The sequence below is a fragment of the Streptomyces incanus genome (assembly GCF_042656345.1).
In the GTDB taxonomy this organism is placed as follows: Bacteria; Actinomycetota; Actinomycetes; order Streptomycetales; family Streptomycetaceae; genus Streptomyces; species Streptomyces incanus.
In genome coordinates this window covers 75849-94963 of record NZ_JBHSPC010000019.1, presented here as the reverse complement: position 1 = coordinate 94963, position 19115 = coordinate 75849, and the positions used below count along the sequence as shown (strand labels likewise).

Sequence of the window (19115 nt, the reverse complement as noted above, 5' to 3'; positions counted from 1 at the left end):
ACTGCTTGGCCGTCCGGACGGCGGTCACGAGTTCCTGGGTACTGGTCACCCAGCCGACCTTCCAGCCGGTGAACGAGAAGGTCTTGCCGGCGCTGGAGATGGTGACCGTGCGGTCGCGCATGCCCGGGAAGGTCGCCAGGGGGATGTGTTCGGCGTCGTCGAAGACCAGGTGCTCGTACACCTCGTCCGTCACCACCAGCAGGTCGCGCTCCACCGCCAGCGCGGCGATCGCGGCCAGTTCCTCGCGGGTGAGGACGGTGCCGGTCGGGTTGTGCGGGGTGTTGACCAGCAGCAGGCGGGTGCGGTCGGTGACGGCGTCGCGCAGTTCGTCGAGGTCGAGGTGGAAGCGGCCCTCACGGGGGCGCAGGGTGACCGGCACGCGCGTGGCGCCCGCCATCGCGACACAGGCCGCGTACGAGTCGTAGTACGGCTCCAGGGCGACCACCTCGTCGCCCGGCTCCAGCAGGGCGAGCAGCGACGCGGCGATCGCCTCGGTGGCGCCCGCGGTGACCAGGACCTCCGTGTCGGGGTCGACGGACAGGCCGTAGCGGCGCTGCTGGTGTGCGGCGATCGCGGTGCGCAGCTCGGGGATGCCGGGGCCGGGCGGGTACTGGTTGCCGCGGCCGTCCCGCAGGGCCCGCACCGCCGCCTCCCTGACCTCCTCGGGACCGTCGGTGTCCGGGAAGCCCTGGCCCAGGTTGATGGAGCCGGTGCGCAGGGCCAGGGCGGACATCTCGGCGAAGATCGTGGTCCCGAACTCGGCGAGCCGGCGGTTCAGGAGGGGGCGTGTGCTGGAGGTCATGCCGGTCATCCTGCGCCGAACCTCTGGAGTTGCTCAACTCTGCTTTGGATTGTGCGGGCATCGGGCATCTCCCGTCCACACGCGTGAGCGAGGCGCCCACGGGGGGTCGCTTCGGGTGCATCACGGGGGAACGAAAGGACGGTGACGTCATGGTCATCGGCATCATTCTGGCTCTGGTCCTCATGTTGGTGGTCGTGTCCCTGGTGGCCGCGGGACGCCGTTCCGGGCACCGGGTGCGCCGCGGCGGCATCGGCGGCATCGGCGGTATCGGCGGCAGCGGCGGCGGGGACGGCAGCTGGTGGGCGGGCGGCGGGGTCGTCGCCGCGTCCTGCGGCTCGTCGCACGGGGGCGACGGGGGCGACGGGGGCGGGGGAAGCTCCGGTGGGTCGTCCTGCGGAGGCGGGTCGTCGTGCGGGGGCGGCGGCGGATGCGGCGGAGGCAGCTGACAGGGAGCCCGCTGAGGGGAGAGGCGGCCGGCGGCTGGACGGCTCGGCCGCCGACGGCGGAGGCAGCCGACGGGGGAGGCCGCTGGGGGAACAGTGGGGTCCGCGCCTGGGGCGGGCCCCACTGGCCGCGTTCGTCACCCGGACGTCGTCATCGCCAGGTGCGCGCCAGGTGCGCGCCAGTCGTGTGCCAGTCGTGTGCCAGTCGTGCGTCAGGCACGTGCCGGATGTGCGCCCGTCATACGCCAGGTGTGCGCCACCGTGAACAGGTGATCTGAGGGGCCCCCGAGGGGATGGAAACCGCACGAAGTTGGTTAAAACGCTGCGGAGGCACCATAGTTCATGGTTTCCTCTCCATTACCAGCACAGCCCTCGGACCTTCTGCGGACCTCATCCGACCGGCCGACCGGGCTGGCGGGCCGGACCCCGGTACGACCGGGGCGTAACGGGCGCCCGCATCCCCTTCTCCCCGCCCCTTCTCCCTGTGCGCTTGCGGAGCCGTTCCATGCTCACGACCCTGACCACCTCCTACACCGACACGCGTGCGGCCGATCTCGCCTGGGCCCTGGGGTGCGAGCCGCTGCCCGCGCTGGCCACGCTCGACCTCGAGCTGACGGGAGCCAAAGTCCAGTTGAGGCTCCTCGGCGCGTCCCACCAGGTGCTGCTGGAGGAGGAGCAGGGCATCTGTTCGGAGACCGTGGCGTGCATCCGGGGCTCCAGCACACCTCTCCCGCTGGGCGTCGCCACCCGGGTGGGCGACTGGGAGTACGAGTTCGCCGCCCGCGTGGAGATGCTCTCCCCGGGCTCCTTCGCGGGCCGCGCCCAGGAACTGCTCGCCCTGGTCTCCGACCATCCGCACGGTCTCGCCGGCGTGTTCCCCGGGAGCCCGTACGCGTTCACCGCGATGCTCGCCCAGCGCCAGGAGAGCCAGGTCCACTGGCGGACCTGGCACGCCTATCCGCAGGACGGCCAGGTGGTGGCGACCCGGACACGGGTGGGCGTACGGGTGAAGACAGCCGTGTGAGCGGCGTGTGAGCGCGATGTGAGCGGTGTCCCGTCGGCGACCCGCGCGAGGTTTCCCGGTCGTGCCACCACCGGTCAACGGTAAACAAACACCACACGTGTGGGTGACGGCCCGCAGTGGAGGCGTAACGTAACGTCGCAGCGTGATCGAATCGCAGGCCCTCGCTCCGCCCGGCCCCGTGCAGCCCCGGGACAGGTCGCGCGGCAGCGGCAGTGGCAGCGGTGGAGGCGACGGCTCGGGCAGTTCGCTGCGGCTGCCCGTGCGGCAGGGCACCGGGCGGTTCCTGGTGCTCGCGGGTGTGTTCGTCTGCGCGGCCTGCGGACTGGTGTACGAACTCGAACTCGTCGCACTCGCGGCGTACCTGATGGGCGACTCGGTCACCCAGGCGTCGGTCGTGCTGTCCGTCATGGTCTTCGCCATGGGCATCGGCTCGCTGGCCGCCAAGCGGCTGCGGCGGTACGCGGCGGCCGGTTTCGGCGCCGTGGAGGCCGCCCTCGCCCTCGTCGGCGGATGCAGCGCGATGGCCCTGTACGCCGTCTTCGCCTGGACCGGCGGCTGGGGCGGCCCGTGGGTGCACGGACCCCCTGTTCTGCTGGTCGTCTTCTCGCTCGCCGTCGGCCTGCTGATCGGGGCCGAGGTGCCGCTCCTGATGGAGCTGATCCAGCGGATCCGCCGCCAGGACGCGGGCGGCGCGGTGGCCGACCTGTTCGCCGCGGACTACGTCGGCGCCCTCGTCGGCGGGCTCGCCTTCCCGTTCCTTCTCCTGCCGTTCCTCGGCCAGCTGACGGGGACGCTGATCACCGGCGCGGTCAACACGGTGGTCGGCGGCGCACTGGTGCTCGGCCTGTTCCGGCAGGATCTCACCCGCCGCGCCCGCCGGCTGCTGATCGCCGCCAACCTCTGCGTGCTGGCCGTCCTCGCCTCGGCCACCGTCCTCGTGGACGACTTCGAGCGGGCCGCCCGTCACGCCATGTACGGCTCGGACGTCCGGGTGGCCCTGCGGACCGACGTACAGGAAGTGGTGCTCACCGGCGGCCGGGACGGCCGTGCCCTCGGCCTGTTCCTCGACGGTCGGCTCCGGGTCAGCAGCCGGGACGAACTCCGCTACCACGAGGCCCTGGTGCACCCCGCGATGACCGGCCTGCACGAGCGCGTGCTCGTCCTCGGCGGCGGCGACGGGCTGACCGCCCGCGAAGTGCTGCGCCACCCCGGCGTGCGGCGGGTCGACGTCGTCGAACTCGACGCGGGCGTGGTGCGGCTGGCCCGCCACGACCCCGCCCTGTCCGCGCTGAACGACCACGCCCTCGACGACCCGCGCGTACACGTCACCACCGAGGACGCCTTCGACTGGCTGCGCGGGGCGCCTTTGGCCGCGTACGACGTGGTGGTGTCCGACCTGCCGCACCCGGAGATCACCGCGAGCACCAAGCTGTACTCGCAGGAGTTCTACGGCCTGGCCCGGCGCGCCCTCGCCCCCGGCGGGCGGCTCGTGGTGCACACGGGGCCGGTGCGGTCCCGGCCCGAGGTGTACTGGACGGTGGACGCGACGCTCCGCTCGGCCGGCTTCCGTACCGTCCCGTACGACACGGCCGGCCGGCCGGCCGGTCTCGTCACCGGGCCCGGCCGCACCCCGGCGGACACCACCCGCGCTCTGCACGACCAGGGCTTCGTCCTCGCCGCCCGCACGGACCCCGAGCTGCGCCTGGACCCGTCCGGCCCCCGCCCGCGCACCCTCACGGACAGCTCCCTCGCCGTCGGCGCGCGGGCCGCCGAGCGCACCCGCGTCCCCGGCCTCCCGCCGTCGACGCTGATCCATCCCCGGTACGAGCGGTGAGCCACGACCGCTGACGCGCGTCCACGCGGGCACGTGTGCCGAGCCGTGCCCGCTGCGCCTTTCGTGCCGACGGGGATACAGTCCGGCGTTCCCGTGGGTAGGCTCCGCAGTCATGGAGCACGAGGTGTTCGTTCCGGTTCCGGTGGAGCGGCTCAGGGAGGCGCTGGACGATCCCGCACGGGTCGCCCGTGCGGTGCCGGGGCTCCAGCACGACGCCGGAGCCGATCCGGTCGCCGGCCGGCTGAAGGTCCGCATCGGCAGTCACTCCATCACCTACCGGGGCGCCGTCCGGGTGACCCGGCGGGACGACGGTTCCTACGCCGTCGAGGGCGACGCCGTCGAGACCCGCGGCACCGGCGCGGTGAAACTGGCGCTGCGGCTGAGCCTGCGGGACGCGGAGGGCGGTGCCACGGTCGTCGTCGACGGCACGGCGACGGCCGGCGGCCGGGTCACGGAGCTGCCGCCGGACGCGGTGGCCTCGGCGGTGGCCCGCCTGCTGAACCGCTTCGCGGCGAACCTGGGGACGACTGCGGCTACAACGGCGGGGACAACAGAGGGGGAGGACTCCGAGAAGGAGACGCCCGCGAGGGCGACATCCGAGGAGGGGGCATCCGAGGAGGAGACATCCGAGGAGGGGACGTCGTCCTCGGAGGAGGCTTCCGCCCCGGAGTCGCCCACGGCCCCCTCCGTCCTCGACGCGGAGATCCCCCTGCCGTCTCTCGAACCCGGGCTTCCGGACGACGTGGACGAGACAGCGGACGGAACAGCGGATGAGACGGACGAGGAGGACGACGCCGACGAGGGCGCCGTCGCCGAGGCCGCGCACGCGCGCCGCACCATGATCGGCCGTAGCGCCGAAGAGGTGGACCACGCCCCGCCCCGGGGCCGCTACGCGCCCGTTCCCGCACCCCAGACCGTCTCCGCGTCCACCCCGCTGCGCTGGGCCGCCCCGGCGGCCGCCCTGGCGGTGGCCTCGGCGATCGTCGCGGTGCGGGCCCTCCGCAGGCGCGGCTGAAGCCGCATCCGGGCGGCGGGGCCGGCCCGACCGGCGGAGGCACTCTTGATCACCCCAGTAGGGTCGTCCCGTGAGCGACGAAGACATCACGCTGACCGCGGGCGACGCGGAGGTGACCGTACGGCCGGGGAACGGCGGGCGGGTCTCAGGACTGCGGGTCGGGGGAGTCGAGCTGCTGCGGCAGGGAGACCGTTTCGGGTGCTTCCCGATGGTCCCCTGGTGCGGGCGGACCAGGGACGGCCGGTTCCGGGACGGGGCGACCGTCCACCAGTTGCCGTTGAACGCCCCGCCCCACGCCATCCACGGCACCGTCCGTGACGCCGCCTGGCGCACCGCCCGCAAGAGCGCCGACGAGGCCGTGCTCACGTACGACCTCGTGGAGCCGTGGCCGTACCCCGGGCGGGTGACGCAGCAGGTCACGCTCGGTGAGGACGCGCTGACGCTGACCATGGCCGTGGAGACGTACGAGTCGTCCTTCCCGGCGCAGATCGGCTGGCACCCCTGGTTCAACCGCAGCCTCGGCGGCGCGGACGCCCAGGACGTACGCCTCGACTTCACCGCCGCCTGGCAGGAGGAACGCGGTGACGACCACCTGCCCACCGGCAACCGGGTCGCTCCCCGCCCCGGCCCCTGGGACGACTGCTTCGGCATGCCCGACGGGGTCGACGTCACCCTCACCTGGCCGGGGCGGCTGGAGCTGAAGGTGACCAGCCGCGAGGAGTGGGTGGTGGTCTACGACGAGCAGCGCGAGGCCGTCTGCGTGGAGCCGCAGACCGGGCCGCCCAACGGGCTGAACACCCACCCGCGTCTGATCACTCCGCTGGAGCCGCTGGAGGCCACGACCACCTGGACCTGGCGGCGGCTCTAGAGCCATGCCCTGCGGGTCATGCCGCGGCGCCGTCTACCCTGGCTGCCATGAGTGACGTACGTGGCGCGCTGCTGCAGCAGATCAAGGACAAGGCCGTGGTGCACGGCAAGGTGACCCTCTCCTCGGGGCTCGAGGCCGACTACTACGTCGATCTGCGCCGCGTCACCCTCGACGGAGAGGCCGCCCCGCTGGTCGGCCAGGTGCTGCTGGACCTCACCGCGGAGCTGGACTTCGACGCGGTCGGCGGCCTCACCATGGGCGCGGACCCGGTGGCCGGCGCCATGCTGCACGCCGCCGCGGCGCGCGGCCGGCGACTGGACGCGTTCGTGGTCCGCAAGGCGGCCAAGGCACACGGCATGCAGCGGCGGGTGGAGGGCCCGGACGTCAGGGGCCGCCGGGTCCTGGTCGTCGAGGACACCTCCACCACCGGCGGCTCCCCGCTCACCGCCGTCGAGGCCGTGCGCGAGGCCGGTGGCGAGGTCGTGGCCGTCGCGACCATCGTCGACCGGGCGACCGGCGCCGCCGAGAAGATCGAGGAGGGCGCCGGGGTGCCGTACCTGTTCGCCTTCGGCAAGGACGAGCTCGGCCTGGACTGACCGGCCGGCACCACCACACCGGCCGGCACCACCACACCGGCCGGCGTCCCGGTCCCGGCATCCCCCGCATCCCCCGCATAACGACTCGACCGGCGCCGTCGACGGGCGGGGCAAGTCTGGGAGGATGGGCCCGACAACGACGTCGCATCCAAGGTTCCAGGTCAGGACCGACAGTACGCAGTACGCCAACCCGCACGCGCATGCATAAGGAGCGGACAGATGCCCATCGCAACTCCCGAGGTCTACAACGAGATGCTGGACCGGGCGAAGGCAGGAAAGTTCGCCTACCCGGCCATCAACGTCACCTCGTCCCAGACCCTGCACGCGGCACTGCGCGGCTTCGCCGAGGCGGAGAGCGACGGCATCGTGCAGATCTCCACGGGCGGCGCCGAGTTCTTGGGCGGTCAGCACAAGAAGGAGATGGTGACCGGTTCGGTCGCCCTGGCCGAGTTCGCGCACATCGTCGCCGAGAAGTACGACGTCAACATCGCCCTGCACACCGACCACTGCCCGAAGGACAAGCTCGACGGCTACGTCCGTCCGCTGCTCGCGATCTCCGAGGAGCGCGTCAAGGGCGGCCGCAACCCGCTGTTCCAGTCCCACATGTGGGACGGCTCCGCGGAGACCCTCGCCGACAACCTGAGCATCGCCCAGGAACTGCTGGAGCGCGCCCGCGCCGCGAAGATCATCCTTGAGGTCGAGATCACCCCGACCGGCGGTGAGGAGGACGGCGTCTCGCACGAGATCAACGACTCCCTCTACACCACGGTCGACGACGCGATCCGCACCGCGGAGGCGCTCGGCCTCGGCGAGAAGGGCCGCTACCTGCTGGCCGCTTCGTTCGGCAACGTGCACGGCGTGTACAAGCCGGGCAACGTCGTCCTGCGCCCGGAGCTGCTCAAGGAGCTGAACGAGGGCACCGCCGCCAAGTACGGCAAGCCGGCCGGTTCGCAGCCGTTCGACTTCGTCTTCCACGGCGGCTCGGGCTCCTCGCCGGAGGAGATCCTCACCGCGCTGGAGAACGGCGTCGTGAAGATGAACATCGACACGGACACGCAGTACGCCTTCACGCGTCCGGTCGCCGACCACATGCTCAAGAACTACGACGGCGTCCTGAAGGTCGACGGCGAGGTCGGCTCCAAGAAGACCTACGACCCGCGCACCTGGGGCAAGCTGGCCGAGGCGTCGATGTCCGCCCGCGTCCTGGAGGCCTGCCAGAACCTGCGTTCCACGGGTACGAGGATCAAGTAACCCCCGCGCAGTACGTCGGCAGACGTCGGCAGTACGTCAGTAGCGCGCAGCCGAGCCCGGCACTCCGCCCGTCACGTCCGTCCGTACCCGTTGCGGCGCGTGCGCAGGTGGTGCCGGGCTCGGCCCGCTTCCGTATGCTCCGAGCATGCCCGATGTCCGGCTGGCCTCCCCGCAGGGCAAGTGGATCCTGCTCACCACGGTGCTCGGTTCGAGCATGGCCCTGCTGGACTCCACCGTCGTCAACGTCGCCCTTCCGCGTATCGGCCGCGACCTCGACGCGGATCTCGCCGCCCTGCAGTGGACGGTCAACGCGTACATGGTCACGCTGGCCGGCCTGATCCTGCTGGGCGGGGCGCTGGGCGACCGGTTCGGGCGCCGGAAGGTGTTCGTGGTCGGGGTCCTGTGGTTCGCCACGGCCTCCCTGCTGTGCGGTATCGCGCCGAGCGCCGGTGTGCTGATCGCCGCCCGTGCCCTGCAGGGGGTCGGTGGCGCGCTGCTCACGCCCGGCTCCCTCGCCCTGATCCAGGCGTCCCTCCACCCCGACGACCGGGGCCGGGCGGTGGGCCTGTGGTCCGGCTTCGGCGGGATCGGCGCGGCGGTCGGCCCGTTCCTCGGCGGCTGGCTTGTGGACGGGCCGGGCTGGCGCTGGGTGTTCCTGATCAACGTGCCGCTGGCCCTGCTGTGCGCCCCGATCGCCGTCCGTCACGTACCGGAGTCGGACAGCGGGGAGCAGGCCCACGGCCGCTTCGACGTGCTCGGCGCGGTGCTCGGCGCGCTCGCCCTCGCCCTGGTGACGTACGCGCTGATCGAGGCAGGTGTGGGCTCCCTCGTGGTCGCGGTCGCCGGACTGGCCGCCGCCGTCGCCTTCGTGCTCGTCGAGAAGCTCCGGCCGCACCCGATGATGCCGCTGGACATCTTCGCGTCCCGTCAGTTCACGGCGGTCAACGTGGTCACCCTGTGCGTGTACGCGGCGTTCGGCGGCTTCTTCTTCCTTGCCGCGCTCCAGCTCCAGGTCGCCGTCGGCTGGTCCGCGCTCGCCGCCGGTACGGCGCTGCTGCCCACGACCTTGCTGATGCTGTTGCTCTCCGCCCGGTCCGGTGAACTCGCCGCCCGGATCGGGCCGCGCATCCCGCTCACCGTCGGACCGCTGCTGTGCGCGGCCGGGATGCTGCTGATGACACGGGCGGGGCCGGGCGCCTCGTACCTCACCGATGTGCTGCCCGCCCTGCTGGTGCTGGGCCTCGGCATGGTCACCCTGGTAGCGCCACTGACCGCGACCGTGCTGGCGGCCGTGGACACCACGCGAGCGGGCCTGGCCAGCGGCATCAACAACGCGGCGGCCCGCGCGGCCGGCCTGATGGCGGTGGCCGCGCTGCCCCTGCTCGTCGGGATGGGACCGGAGGCGTACCGGGTGCCGGACGCCTTCGACGAGGCATTCGGCCGGGCGATGGTGCTCTGCGCGGCCGTCCTGGTGGTCGGCTCGGTCATCGCCTTCGCGACCGTACGGCGTCCCGCGCCGGGCTGTCGCCGCCCCGAATGCCGTACGCACGGCAGCGTGGCCGTACCCCCGCTGGAACCCGAGACCGAAGCGGGCTCGGGCGGTGGTGTTTCACGTGAAACACCACCGCCCGAGCCCCGGCAATCCGGAACCTAGGCCCCTCCCGGGGCAGGCCCTGGTGCAGACGCTAGGCCCGCTTCAGCTCCTCGTACGCCTCGGCGCTGCTGTCCTGGAGGAACTGCTTGCAGCGCTCCGCCTCGTCCTTCTCGTCGATCGCCTCGGCGGCGCGGGCGAGGGCGGCGAGGCAGCGCAGGAAGCCGCGGTTGGCGCGGTGGCTCCACGGGACCGGGCCGTGGCCCTTCCAGCCGGCCCGGCGCAGAGCGTCGAGCCCCCGGTGGTAACCCGTCCGGGCGTACGCGTACGACTCGACCACTCGCCCCGCCTCGAAGGCGTCATCGGCGAGCATGGCCCAGGCCAGCGAGAACGTCGGGAACTTCGCCACCACCTCGGCGGGCGGCAGGGACTCCTCGCCGAGCAGGCGGTACGCCTCCTCGTTCTCCGGCAGATGGGTCGGGTCAGGGCCGCCGAACAGGTTCTTCTGAGTGGTCATGACGCCAGTCTGCCACCTGCCGGGGCGCGTGCCGCCGGGGCGGCGGTGTCCGCGTCCCGGGTGACGGCGAAGAGAGCGGCGTCGTCCTGCAGCGCGCCCCCGGTGTGCCGGTTGACGGCGTCGACCACGGCGTCGAGCACCACGTCCGGGTTCGGTGGGAAGCGCCGGGACAGCACCGGAACGAGGTCGAAGAAGGCGCCGTCCGTGTCGCGGGCCTCGTTGATGCCGTCGGTGTAGAGCACCAGCGTTGCTCCGGCCGGCAGCTCGAACAGGTCGACCGGGACCTCGTCGCTGTCGAGCGTGTCACCGGGACCGCCGCCGAGAGCGCCCAGGCCCAGCGGCAGTGACGGTACGGCCGGTTCCAGCGGGACCGCCCGGCCGTCGTGTACCAGCAGGGGGGCCGCGTGGCCCCGGACGGCGATACGGAGTTCGGCATAGTCGGGGGCGAGCTCCGCGACGACAGCCGTGGCGAACGATTCGGCCTCCACCCCGCTCGCCTCTTCGATGATCACCCGCATCCGCTCCTCCAGCTGCCGGACCACGCCCGGCAGATCCGGCCGGTGGAGGCAGGCCTCGTCGAACGATCCGAGCAGGCCGTTCACCGTGCGGACCGCCTTCAGCCCCTTGCCCCGCACATCGGCGATGAGCATACGGATGCCGTGCGGCGTCTCGTGGATCGAGAAGAGGTCACCGCCGATGGCCGCCTCCTCGTGGGCGACCTCGTACCGGGAGGCCACGGTCAGCCGTCCCACCCGGCGCGGCGGGTCCGGCAGCACCGCGTGCTGCACTGCTGCGGCCACCTCGCGGCTCGTTCTCAGCTTCTGCCGGTCGCGTGCCAGCAGCACATTGAGGCCCGCCGCGACGACGGTGAGCAGGACCAGGCTGCTGAACGCGGTGATGTCGGCGCGGGTCGGCTCTCTTTCCAGGTCCACCAGGAAGAGTCCCACGAGGTTCGCCGCCACGCCGGTGGCGATCGTCCCACGCAGGGTGAGGATCGGCGCGGCCAGGACAGGGGTGGCCGCGAGAAGGGGGAACGTGCTGACGTTGTTCAGGAAGATCAGGTCGAGGACGAAGGCGCTCACGAGCAGCGCGGCGGGCAGCCACCGGAGCCGCCGCTCGCGCTCCCCCGCTTCCTTGCGCCCGTTTCGCATTCGATTCTGCGTTCCTGAGGTGGTCGTCCTGTCGGTGCGGCCGACACCCAGTCTCTGACACGCCCCTGGCGACGGCTACCGGAGGATCTCCGTGGGCACGGACCGGAACCGGCGGCCACGGCGTCCCCACGGCCCATGGGCCACGGCATCCCCATGACCCATGACCCATGACCCATGGGTCATGGCCCGTCCGTGATCGGGCGGACCTTGCGATTCCGGGGGACCATTGCGGAGGATGCAGCGTGGGGACCGGGGCCCCCGTGCCGGTAACGGCAGGGGCGGACCGCTACCCGGAGCACAATTCAGGAGACAGCGATGTCCCACGAGGCTTTTGAGCCGGAGACCCCGCATCTCGACTTCGAGGGCACGACCCCCTACGAGGACTACGTCAGGGCCGACGTCCTCACCCACCTCCAGCACACCCTCTCCGAGGACCCCGGAGAGATGGTCTTCCTGGTCACCACCCAGGTGATGGAGTTGTGGTTCACCGTGATCGTGCACGAGTGGGAGACGGCGGCGAACGCGCTGCGGGGCGACGACATCCCCACCGCGATCGACGCGCTGAAGCGGTCCGTACGGGAACTGGAGGCGCTGAACGCCTCCTGGAAGCCGCTCGGGCAGCTCACCCCGGCGCAGTTCAACGCCTACCGCGGCGCGCTCGGCGAGGGCTCCGGCTTCCAGTCGGCGATGTACCGGCGCATGGAGTTCCTGCTCGGCGACAAGTCCGCGTCCATGCTCGTCCCGCACCGGGGCGCGCCGCGGACGCACGCCGAGCTGGAGAAGGCGCTGCACGAGCCGAGCCTGTACGACGAGGTGCTGCGCCTCCTCGCGCGCCGCGGGCACGCCGTCCCCGGCGAGGTGCTGCGCCGCGACGTGTCCCGGCGGTACGAGCCGTCGCCGCGGGTGGAGGAGGTCTGGGCGGCCGTCTACTCGGGTGACGAGCGGGACGAGGTCGCCCGGCTGGGCGAGGCGCTCACCGATGTCGCCGAGCTGGTGTGGCGCTGGCGCAACGACCACCTGGTCGCCACCCGCCGCGCGATGGGCGCCAAGGCGGGTACGGGCGGTTCCGCCGGGGTAGCCTGGCTGGAGAAGCGGGCGCGGAACAACGTGTTCCCCGAGCTGTGGACGGCGCGATCATATGTCTGAACCGAAGCTCAGGGCGAAGGAGTTGGACGCGGCCGACGGGCTGGCCGCCCAACGCGCCGAGTTCGTGCTGGACGAGGGCGGCGAGGCGGTCTACCTCGACGGCAACTCGCTGGGCGCGCTGCCCGTCGCCGTCCCCGGCCGGGTCGAGGACGTCGTCCGCAGGCAGTGGGGCGAGCTGCGCATCCGGTCCTGGACGGAGAGCGGCTGGTGGACGGCGCCCGAGCGGATCGGCGACCGGATCGCTCCGCTGGTGGGTGCGGCGGCCGGGCAGATCGTCGTCGGCGACTCCACCAGTGTCAACGTCTTCAAGGCGGTGGTGGGTGCGGTGCGCCTGGCCCGCTCGGCGGACGGCGCCGCCGGACTCGCCCGTGACGAGATCGTGGTCGACGCGACCACGTTCCCCACGGACGGCTACATCGCCGAGTCGGCGGCCCGGATGACCGGTTGCACCCTGCGTCCGGTGCCGCCCTCCGAGGTCCCGGACGCGCTCGGCGAGCGTACGGCCGCCGTGCTGCTCAACCACGTCGACTACCGCACCGGCCGGCTGCACGACCTGCCCGCGCTCACGGCCGCCGTGCACGCGGCGGGGGCGTACGTCGTCTGGGACCTGTGCCACAGTGCGGGCGCGCTGCCGGTCGGGCTGGACGAGCACGGTGTGGACCTGGCGGTCGGCTGCACCTACAAGTACCTGAACGGCGGCCCCGGTTCACCGGCGTACCTCTATGTGCGCGCGGAGTTGCAGGACCGCTTCGACTCCCCGCTGCCCGGCTGGAACTCCCATGCGGAGCCCTTCGGCATGCGCCCGGGGTACGAACCGGCGCCGGGTGCGCTGCGCGGGCGGGTCGGCACCCCGGACATCCTGTCCATGCTCGCCCTGGAGGCGGCCCTGGACGTCTGGGACGGCGTCCCGGTCGAGGCGGTGCGGGCCAAGTCCCTCGCGTTGACGGACTTCTTCCTGGAGTGCGTCGAGGCGTACGTCCCCGAAGGCCGGGTCGAGTGCCTCACCCCGGCCCCGCACGAAGAGCGGGGCAGCCAGGTCACCCTGCGCTGCCGTGACGCCGGGGAGGTCATGCGACGGCTGATCGAGCGCGGTGTGGTGGGCGACTTCCGCCACCCGGACGCGCTGCGCTTCGGCTTCACCCCGCTGTACGTCGGCTTCGCGGACGCGGAGCGGGCGGCCGGGATGCTGGCGGTGGTGCTGGCGGAGACCGGGCCCTAGGAAGCGGACCACGGCGGGACGGTATCTGCCGGTGCACGTGGTGCACGTGGTGCACGTGGTGCACGTGGTGCACGTGGTGCACGTGGTGCACGTGGTGCACGTGGTGCACGTGGTGCACGTGGTGCACGTGGTGCACGTGGTGCACGTGGTGCATGTGGTGCACGTGGTGTGGGGAGTGGCAGCCTCGTGAGGTGTTCACCGAGCGTGATATCCCCATGTCCCTGCCCGTCATCGGGCTGATACCGTCCCGGCCAACGGCCGAATTCTTCTCTCGACCGTCAAGTACGTTTGATCGCTGAGAGGTTGAGCATGACGGACGACGTCGCAGCCGCCCGGTCCGCCGCCGAGGAGAAGTCGCTCTTCTCCCGTCCACCGGTCGAGCCCGACGCCACGGCGGCCTACGGCGACGACCCGGATCAGGTGGTCGACTTCTTCACCCCGCGTGGCGCGGGCGGCCCCGGCGGTGCTGCCGAGGTCGCGGGGGTCGCCCCGCTGGTCGTCGTCCTGCACGGCGGTGCCTGGCGGGCACCCTACGACCGGCGGCACATCAGCCCGTTCGCCGGTTTCCTGGCCCGCCGGGGCTTCGCCGTGGCCAGTGTCGAGTACCGGCGCGGGGCGGGCGAGGCGGATGGTGGGGACCCGGTCGCGGGGCGCTGGCCCTGCACCTTCGACGACGTCGCCGCCGCGCTCGACGCGCTGCCCGAGCTGGCCCGTCGGCACCTGCCCGGTGCCGACCCGCGCCGCACGGTGGTCACCGGCCACTCCGCCGGCGGCCAGCTGGCGCTGTGGGCCGCCGCCCGCCACCTCCTTCCCGCCGACGCCCCCTGGCGCACCGACCGTCCCGCGCCCCTGCGGGGCGTGGTCGCCCTCGCCCCGATCGCCGACCTCGCGGTCGCCGACAAGCTGGACGTCTGCGGCGGTGCGATACGCCAGCTCCTGGGCGGCGACCAGGGGTTCGCCGAGCGACAGCCGTACGCCGACCCCGCGCTGCTGCTGCCCACCGGCATCGCCACCACCGTCGTCCAGGGGCGTACCGACGCCGAGGTCCCGCAGGCGGTCGCCGAGGCGTACGCGGACGCGGCGGCCAAGGCCGGTGAGGTGGTGGGGCTGACGCTGCTGGAGGACGTCGGCCACTTCCCGCTGATCGACCCGGCGGCGGACGCCTGCGCGGTGGTGGCGGAGGAGATCTCCCAACTCGCCTGGTGATCCAGGTCCGTTGACGGCGTCTGGTGGGGCCCTCTCCCAAGTGCCTCCGGTCATACCCGTCATACCTGAGAGCCACCCCGGAGGTGAGCTCCCCGGTGGGACGCGGACTACCTGCGCCGATCCGTAACTTCCTTCCCTGACGGGCCCGATGAGCGGGCGAACGGACAGGGGGACCGACCATGGGGTACCGGTGGCGCCGCGCCGCACTCGCTGTGCTGGTCGCATCGGCGGTGACGCTTCCCGTGGTCGGGGCGGCCCGGCCCCGGGTCCCCGCCCCGCCACCGGTCACCCTCGTACCGCCGACCGCGGCCACCCTCGACGCCACCTACACCGCCCACCGCGCGGGCGCCGGGAAGGCCGCCCGGACGGCCGCGGACCACGGCGACCGGCGGCGTGCGGCGGCCGACCGCGCCCTGGCCGACCCCGCCCGGCAGCTGTTCTTCTTCGACGGCCGCGGCGCCGGGCTGGTGACCGAGGTCCTGGGCGACCTCGCCCACGCCGACCGGGTCGCCGTCCTGGTCCCCGGCTCCGACACCGGTATCGACACCTACGGCCGGTTCCGCGCCGCTGCCCGGACCCTGCACGCCCGGCTCACCCGTGAGGCCCCGGCGGGCACCCGTGCGGCGGTCGTCGCCTGGCTCGGCTACGAGACGCCCCCCACGATCGGGATCGCCGTCGCCACCACCGACCGAGCGGACCGGGCCGCACCCGAACTGCGCTCCCTCATAGCGGACTTACGGGCGGTCATCGGTCCGCGCCCGCACATCTCCCTGCTCTGCCACTCCTATGGCTCGGTCGTCTGCGCCCGCGCCGCCCCCGGTCTGGACGTCGACGACATCGCCGTCGTCGGCAGCCCGGGCACCGGCGCCGACAGCGCCGCCGCCCTGCGCACCCGCGCCCGGATCTGGGCGGCCCGGGGCGCCGGCGACTGGGTGGAGAACGTTCCGCACCTCGCCGTCGACCTGTTCGGCACCCGCGTCGGCTTCGGCACCGACCCCGTCTCCCCGGCGTTCGGCGCCCGGGTCTTCGCGGCCGGCGACGGCGGCCACAGCGACTACTTCGCACCCGGTTCCCCCTCCCTGGCCAACCTGACCCGGATCGTCCTGGGCGAGACCGAGGCGGTGACCCATGACTGACCCGACCCTCCGGAGCCTCCGGCACGGCATGCGGCACGGCATGCGGCACGGCATGCGACGCGGCATGCGACGCGGTGCCGAGCGCATCGACGCGGCCACCCCCGCCCAGCGCGACCGCGCCGTGGACGCCCTGCGCGCCGTCGCCGTCCTCGGGGTCGTCCTCGGCCACTGGCTGGTCACCGCGCTGGTCGCGGACGGCCGGACCCTGCGCACGGCCAGTCCGCTGCAGCACCTGCCCTGGCTGGCCCCCGTCTCCTGGCTGTTCCAGACCCTCGCCGTGTTCTTCCTGGTCGGCGGTCATGTGGCGACCCGTGGCTATGCCTCGGCCCGCACCCGCGGCATCCCGTACCACCATTGGCTGCGCGGCCGTCTCGCCCGGCTGTTCGGGCCGGTCGCCGCCCTCCTCGGCCTGTGGACCGCCGTCACGGTCGCGCTGCTGCTGTCCGGGACGGACCTCGCGACCACCCGCACGCTGGTGAAACTCGCCCTGTCCCCGCTCTGGTTCCTGCTGGTCTTCGCCGCCCTCACCGCCGCGACCCCGCTGCTGACCCGGCTCCACCCGCTGTGGCCGCTCGCCGTCGTCCTGCACGTGGACGTGCTGCGCTTCGGCCTCGGCGGCCCCGCCTGGCTCGGCTGGATCAACCTCGCGGCCGGCTGGCTCGTCCCCTACACCCTGGGCGCGGCCTGGACCCGGGGCGAGCTGGAACACCGCCGTTCGGGCCTGATCCTCCTCGTCTCCGGTACGGCGGCCACGGTCGCGCTCGTCGCCTGGGCCGGCTACCCGGCCTCCATGGTCGGCGTCCCGGGCGCCGGGCTCTCCAACCTCAACCCGCCGACGCTGGCCGCCGTCACCTTCGGCCTGGCCCAGTGCGGACTGGCGCTGCTGCTGCGGGAGCGGCTGCGGAGCGCCATGCGCCGGCCGGTCGCGTGGGCGGCGGTGGCGCTGGTCAACCTCTCCGCGATGACGGTCTTCCTCTGGCACCAGACGGCCCTCATGGCGACCACCGCCACCGCACTCCTCCTGGGCCGCCTCCCCGGACTGCACACCGTCCCCGACGGCCTCGGCTGGGTCGCCGCCCGGCTGGCCTGGCTGCCGGTGTTCACCGTCGCCCTCGCGGTCTGCTGGACCGCGTTCCGGGCCTGGGAGCAGGACGACGGGCGGCGCGGGCGGACCCGGGTGGTGCGCGCTCACCGGCCGACGGCGGACCGGAGTACCCGCAAGGGAGTACGACATGTATAGGACAGGATCTAGGCTGGCGCGGATGATGGAATCGGGGGTCGTGCGGGTGGTGGCCGGCCGGGTACGGCGCACCTGGGGAGTGCTGCGGGACGACCTCGGCACCGCCCGCGTCGACCCGCTGCCCCTGTCCGTATGGCTGCGCTGGCTGCCGCACGGGATGCTGTGCCTGGCCGCGTTCGGGACGTTCCTCGGGGGCATGGCCCAACTCCAGGACCACGCCTCCGTCGTGGCCGGATACGCCTTCCCGATCATGATCGGGCAGAGCGGCGCCGTGGTCGTCGCGCTGCGCCGGCCGGTCGCCGCCTGGTGGATGTCGCTGGCGGCCACGGTGCTGGGCGCGGTCGTGGTCCATCACCTGCTGTATGGCCCGGCGGCCGGGTCCCAGTGGCCCTGGACCGTCTCCGGCATCATCTGCCATCTGCTCGTCCTGCTGCTCGTCGCGCTGCGTGTGCCCACGCGTGTCGCGGTCGAGACGCTGGCCCTGACCGCGCTGGTCACCTACCTCCTCCAGGGCCTGTGGGGCGGGCCGGACTACGAGTCCACCGGCATGGTCGCCGTCGTCCTGTTCGCCGTCGCCGTCCTGCTCGGCATCGCCCTGCGCGGGCGTCGCGAGGCCCGCGCGGAACTGCGGCAGCAGACCACCCTCACCGCCGAGGAGCGGGCCCGGCGCACCCTGCTGGAGGAACGCAGCCGTATCGCACGCGAGTTGCACGACGTGGTGGCCCACCACATGTCGGTCATCTCCATCCAGGCCCAGGTTGCCCCGCACCTCGTCGACAACCCGTCCGACGAGCTCAGGGAGAACCTGGCCGGCATCCGGCAGAACGCCGTCGACGCGCTCACCGAACTACGCCGTGTCCTGGGCGTACTGCGCTCCGAACACCCCGCCTCCCCCGTGCACGAGGACGGTTCCGGCACCGCCCCGCACGCCCCGCAGCCCACCCTGGACCGGCTCGAGGCGCTGGTGGAGAACACCCGGGCCGCCGGACTCGCGGTGACCACCGAAGTCACCGGTGAGCGGAGGCCGTTGCCGCCCGGCGTGGAGCTTTCGGCGTACCGGATCGTGCAGGAGGCGCTGAGCAACGTGCTGCGGCACGCGCCCGGCGCGACCGCCCATGTCACCCTGGTCTACGATCCGCGGGGGCTGCGGGTGGAGGTCGTCAACACCGGCCCGGCCCGGGAGGCACCACCGTCCGCCGGCGCCGGGCACGGGCTGCTCGGCATGCGGGAACGGGCCGTGATGCTGGGCGGCAGACTGACGGCCGGCCCCTGGACCGGCCGGGGCTACAAGGTCGACGCCTACCTCCCGGCCACCGCCCAGCCCGCCACCGACCTCCTTCCCCAGGACGGCACCGCATGATCCGCGTACTCGTCGCCGACGACCAGCAGATGGTCCGGCAGGGCTTCACCGTGCTGCTGAACACCTACCCCGACATCGAGGTGATCGGCCAGGCGGTCGACGGGCTGGACGCGGTCGCGCAGGTCGCCGACCTCGCCCCGGACGTCGTCCTGATGGACATCCGCATGCCCGAACTCGGCGGCATCGAGGCCACCCGCCGCATCACCGCCGCCACCCCGCACATCCGGGTGCTGGTGCTGACCACCTTCGACCTCGACGAGTACGTGTACGAGGCGCTGCGGGCCGGCGCCTCGGGCTTCCTGCTGAAGGACGCCTCCAGCGACCAGCTCGCCGAGGCGGTACGGGTGGTGGCGGGCGGCGACGCGCTGCTCGCGCCGGGCATCACCCGGCGGCTGATCGTCGAGTTCGCCCGCCTGGAGGACAGGCCCCGTGCCCCGCTCAGGGAGCGCGTCGGCGCTCTCACCGAGCGGGAGACCGAGGTACTGGGGCTGATCGCGCAGGGCCTGTCCAACGCGGAGATCGCGGTGCGGCTGGTGGTCGCCGAACAGACCGTGAAGACCCATGTGGGCCGCATCCTGGTGAAACTGGGCCTGCGGGACCGCACCCAGGCGGCGGTCTTCGCGTACGAGTCGGGGCTGGTCCGGCCGTCGGGGTACTGACGTGAGGGGGCGGCCCGCCCGGCGGCGGTCCGGGAGCGTCACGGACCGCCGGACACC

At 73.0% G+C, this 19115-nt stretch carries 19 protein-coding genes; 16 read left to right on the top strand and 3 right to left on the bottom strand.

All coding sequences use genetic code 11. From position 1 onward, the window contains the following. Positions 1-811: aminotransferase class I/II-fold pyridoxal phosphate-dependent enzyme (locus ACFP2V_RS08800; protein ID WP_381208033.1), on the bottom strand; the 811-nt coding region annotated here is incomplete at its 3' end. Positions 812-951: 140 nt separating this feature from the next. Here ACFP2V_RS08800 and ACFP2V_RS08795 point away from each other — a divergent pair. The 8 genes from ACFP2V_RS08795 (at position 952) to ACFP2V_RS08760 (ending at position 9487) form a co-directional block, all read left to right on the top strand. Then, positions 952-1248, top strand: a complete 297-nt coding sequence (locus tag ACFP2V_RS08795; protein ID WP_381208030.1) for a hypothetical protein — start codon at positions 952-954, stop codon at positions 1246-1248. Between the two features lie 502 nt (positions 1249-1750). Beyond that, positions 1751-2269, top strand: a complete 519-nt coding sequence (locus ACFP2V_RS08790; RefSeq protein ID WP_381208027.1) for a DUF2617 family protein — start codon at positions 1751-1753, stop codon at positions 2267-2269. A 142-nt stretch (positions 2270-2411) separates the two neighbouring features. Next, on the top strand, positions 2412-4103 hold the full coding sequence (locus tag ACFP2V_RS08785) for a polyamine aminopropyltransferase (RefSeq protein ID WP_381208024.1): 1692 nt from the start codon (positions 2412-2414) through the stop codon (positions 4101-4103). Positions 4104-4215: 112 nt separating this feature from the next. Then, positions 4216-5118 (top strand): SRPBCC domain-containing protein, encoded by a 903-nt coding sequence (locus ACFP2V_RS08780; RefSeq protein WP_381208021.1) that lies wholly within the window; start codon positions 4216-4218, stop codon positions 5116-5118. Positions 5119-5188: 70 nt separating this feature from the next. Further along, the gene (locus ACFP2V_RS08775; protein ID WP_381208018.1) at positions 5189-5986 is read left to right on the top strand and encodes an aldose epimerase family protein; all 798 of its coding nucleotides are present in this window, start codon (positions 5189-5191) and stop codon (positions 5984-5986) included. Positions 5987-6033: 47 nt separating this feature from the next. After that, on the top strand, positions 6034-6582 hold the full coding sequence (gene pyrE, locus ACFP2V_RS08770) for an orotate phosphoribosyltransferase (protein WP_381208016.1): 549 nt from the start codon (positions 6034-6036) through the stop codon (positions 6580-6582). A 219-nt stretch (positions 6583-6801) separates the two neighbouring features. Continuing rightward, positions 6802-7833 carry a class II fructose-bisphosphate aldolase gene (fbaA, locus tag ACFP2V_RS08765; protein ID WP_381208013.1) on the top strand — a complete coding sequence of 344 codons (1032 nt, stop codon included), beginning with the start codon at positions 6802-6804 and terminating at the stop codon, positions 7831-7833. 145 nt (positions 7834-7978) lie between these two features. Then, positions 7979-9487, top strand: a complete 1509-nt coding sequence (locus tag ACFP2V_RS08760; protein ID WP_381208010.1) for an MFS transporter — start codon at positions 7979-7981, stop codon at positions 9485-9487. A 31-nt stretch (positions 9488-9518) separates the two neighbouring features. Here ACFP2V_RS08760 and ACFP2V_RS08755 read toward each other — a convergent pair whose 3' ends face one another. Together ACFP2V_RS08755 and ACFP2V_RS08750 are read right to left on the bottom strand one after the other, a co-directional pair. Beyond that, entirely contained in the window at positions 9519-9941 is a 423-nt protein-coding gene (locus ACFP2V_RS08755; RefSeq protein ID WP_381208008.1) for a DUF3151 domain-containing protein, read from the bottom strand. Continuing rightward, positions 9938-11092 (bottom strand): PP2C family protein-serine/threonine phosphatase, encoded by a 1155-nt coding sequence (locus tag ACFP2V_RS08750; protein WP_381208005.1) that lies wholly within the window; start codon positions 11090-11092, stop codon positions 9938-9940. The genes ACFP2V_RS08755 and ACFP2V_RS08750 overlap by 4 nt, the downstream gene beginning before the upstream one ends. Before the next feature lie 315 nt (positions 11093-11407). Here ACFP2V_RS08750 and ACFP2V_RS08745 point away from each other — a divergent pair, with 315 nt between their 5' ends. From ACFP2V_RS08745 to ACFP2V_RS08710, 8 genes are all read left to right on the top strand, one after another. Continuing rightward, positions 11408-12238 carry a tryptophan 2,3-dioxygenase family protein gene (locus tag ACFP2V_RS08745; protein ID WP_381208002.1) on the top strand — a complete coding sequence of 277 codons (831 nt, stop codon included), beginning with the start codon at positions 11408-11410 and terminating at the stop codon, positions 12236-12238. Further along, positions 12231-13457, top strand: coding sequence for a kynureninase (kynU, locus tag ACFP2V_RS08740; protein ID WP_381207999.1), 1227 nt, complete (start codon positions 12231-12233; stop codon positions 13455-13457). Before ACFP2V_RS08745 ends, kynU begins: the two co-directional genes overlap by 8 nt. A gap of 31 nt (positions 13458-13488) precedes the next feature. Then, complete coding sequence (locus tag ACFP2V_RS08735; RefSeq protein WP_381207997.1) at positions 13489-13647, top strand: hypothetical protein; 159 nt, start codon at positions 13489-13491, stop codon at positions 13645-13647. Between the two features lie 119 nt (positions 13648-13766). Next, positions 13767-14663, top strand: coding sequence for an alpha/beta hydrolase (locus tag ACFP2V_RS08730; RefSeq protein ID WP_381207995.1), 897 nt, complete (start codon positions 13767-13769; stop codon positions 14661-14663). 179 nt (positions 14664-14842) lie between these two features. After that, a complete protein-coding gene (locus ACFP2V_RS08725) occupies positions 14843-15799 on the top strand; it encodes an alpha/beta hydrolase (protein ID WP_381207993.1) in 957 nt (318 codons plus the stop codon). A gap of 64 nt (positions 15800-15863) precedes the next feature. After that, entirely contained in the window at positions 15864-17039 is a 1176-nt protein-coding gene (locus tag ACFP2V_RS08720) for an acyltransferase family protein (RefSeq protein WP_381208044.1), read from the top strand. 22 nt (positions 17040-17061) lie between these two features. Then, positions 17062-18399, top strand: coding sequence for a sensor histidine kinase (locus ACFP2V_RS08715; protein WP_381207990.1), 1338 nt, complete (start codon positions 17062-17064; stop codon positions 18397-18399). Beyond that, positions 18396-19058 (top strand): response regulator, encoded by a 663-nt coding sequence (locus ACFP2V_RS08710; protein ID WP_381207987.1) that lies wholly within the window; start codon positions 18396-18398, stop codon positions 19056-19058. Before ACFP2V_RS08715 ends, ACFP2V_RS08710 begins: the two co-directional genes overlap by 4 nt. The last annotated feature ends 57 nt before the right edge of the window (positions 19059-19115 follow it).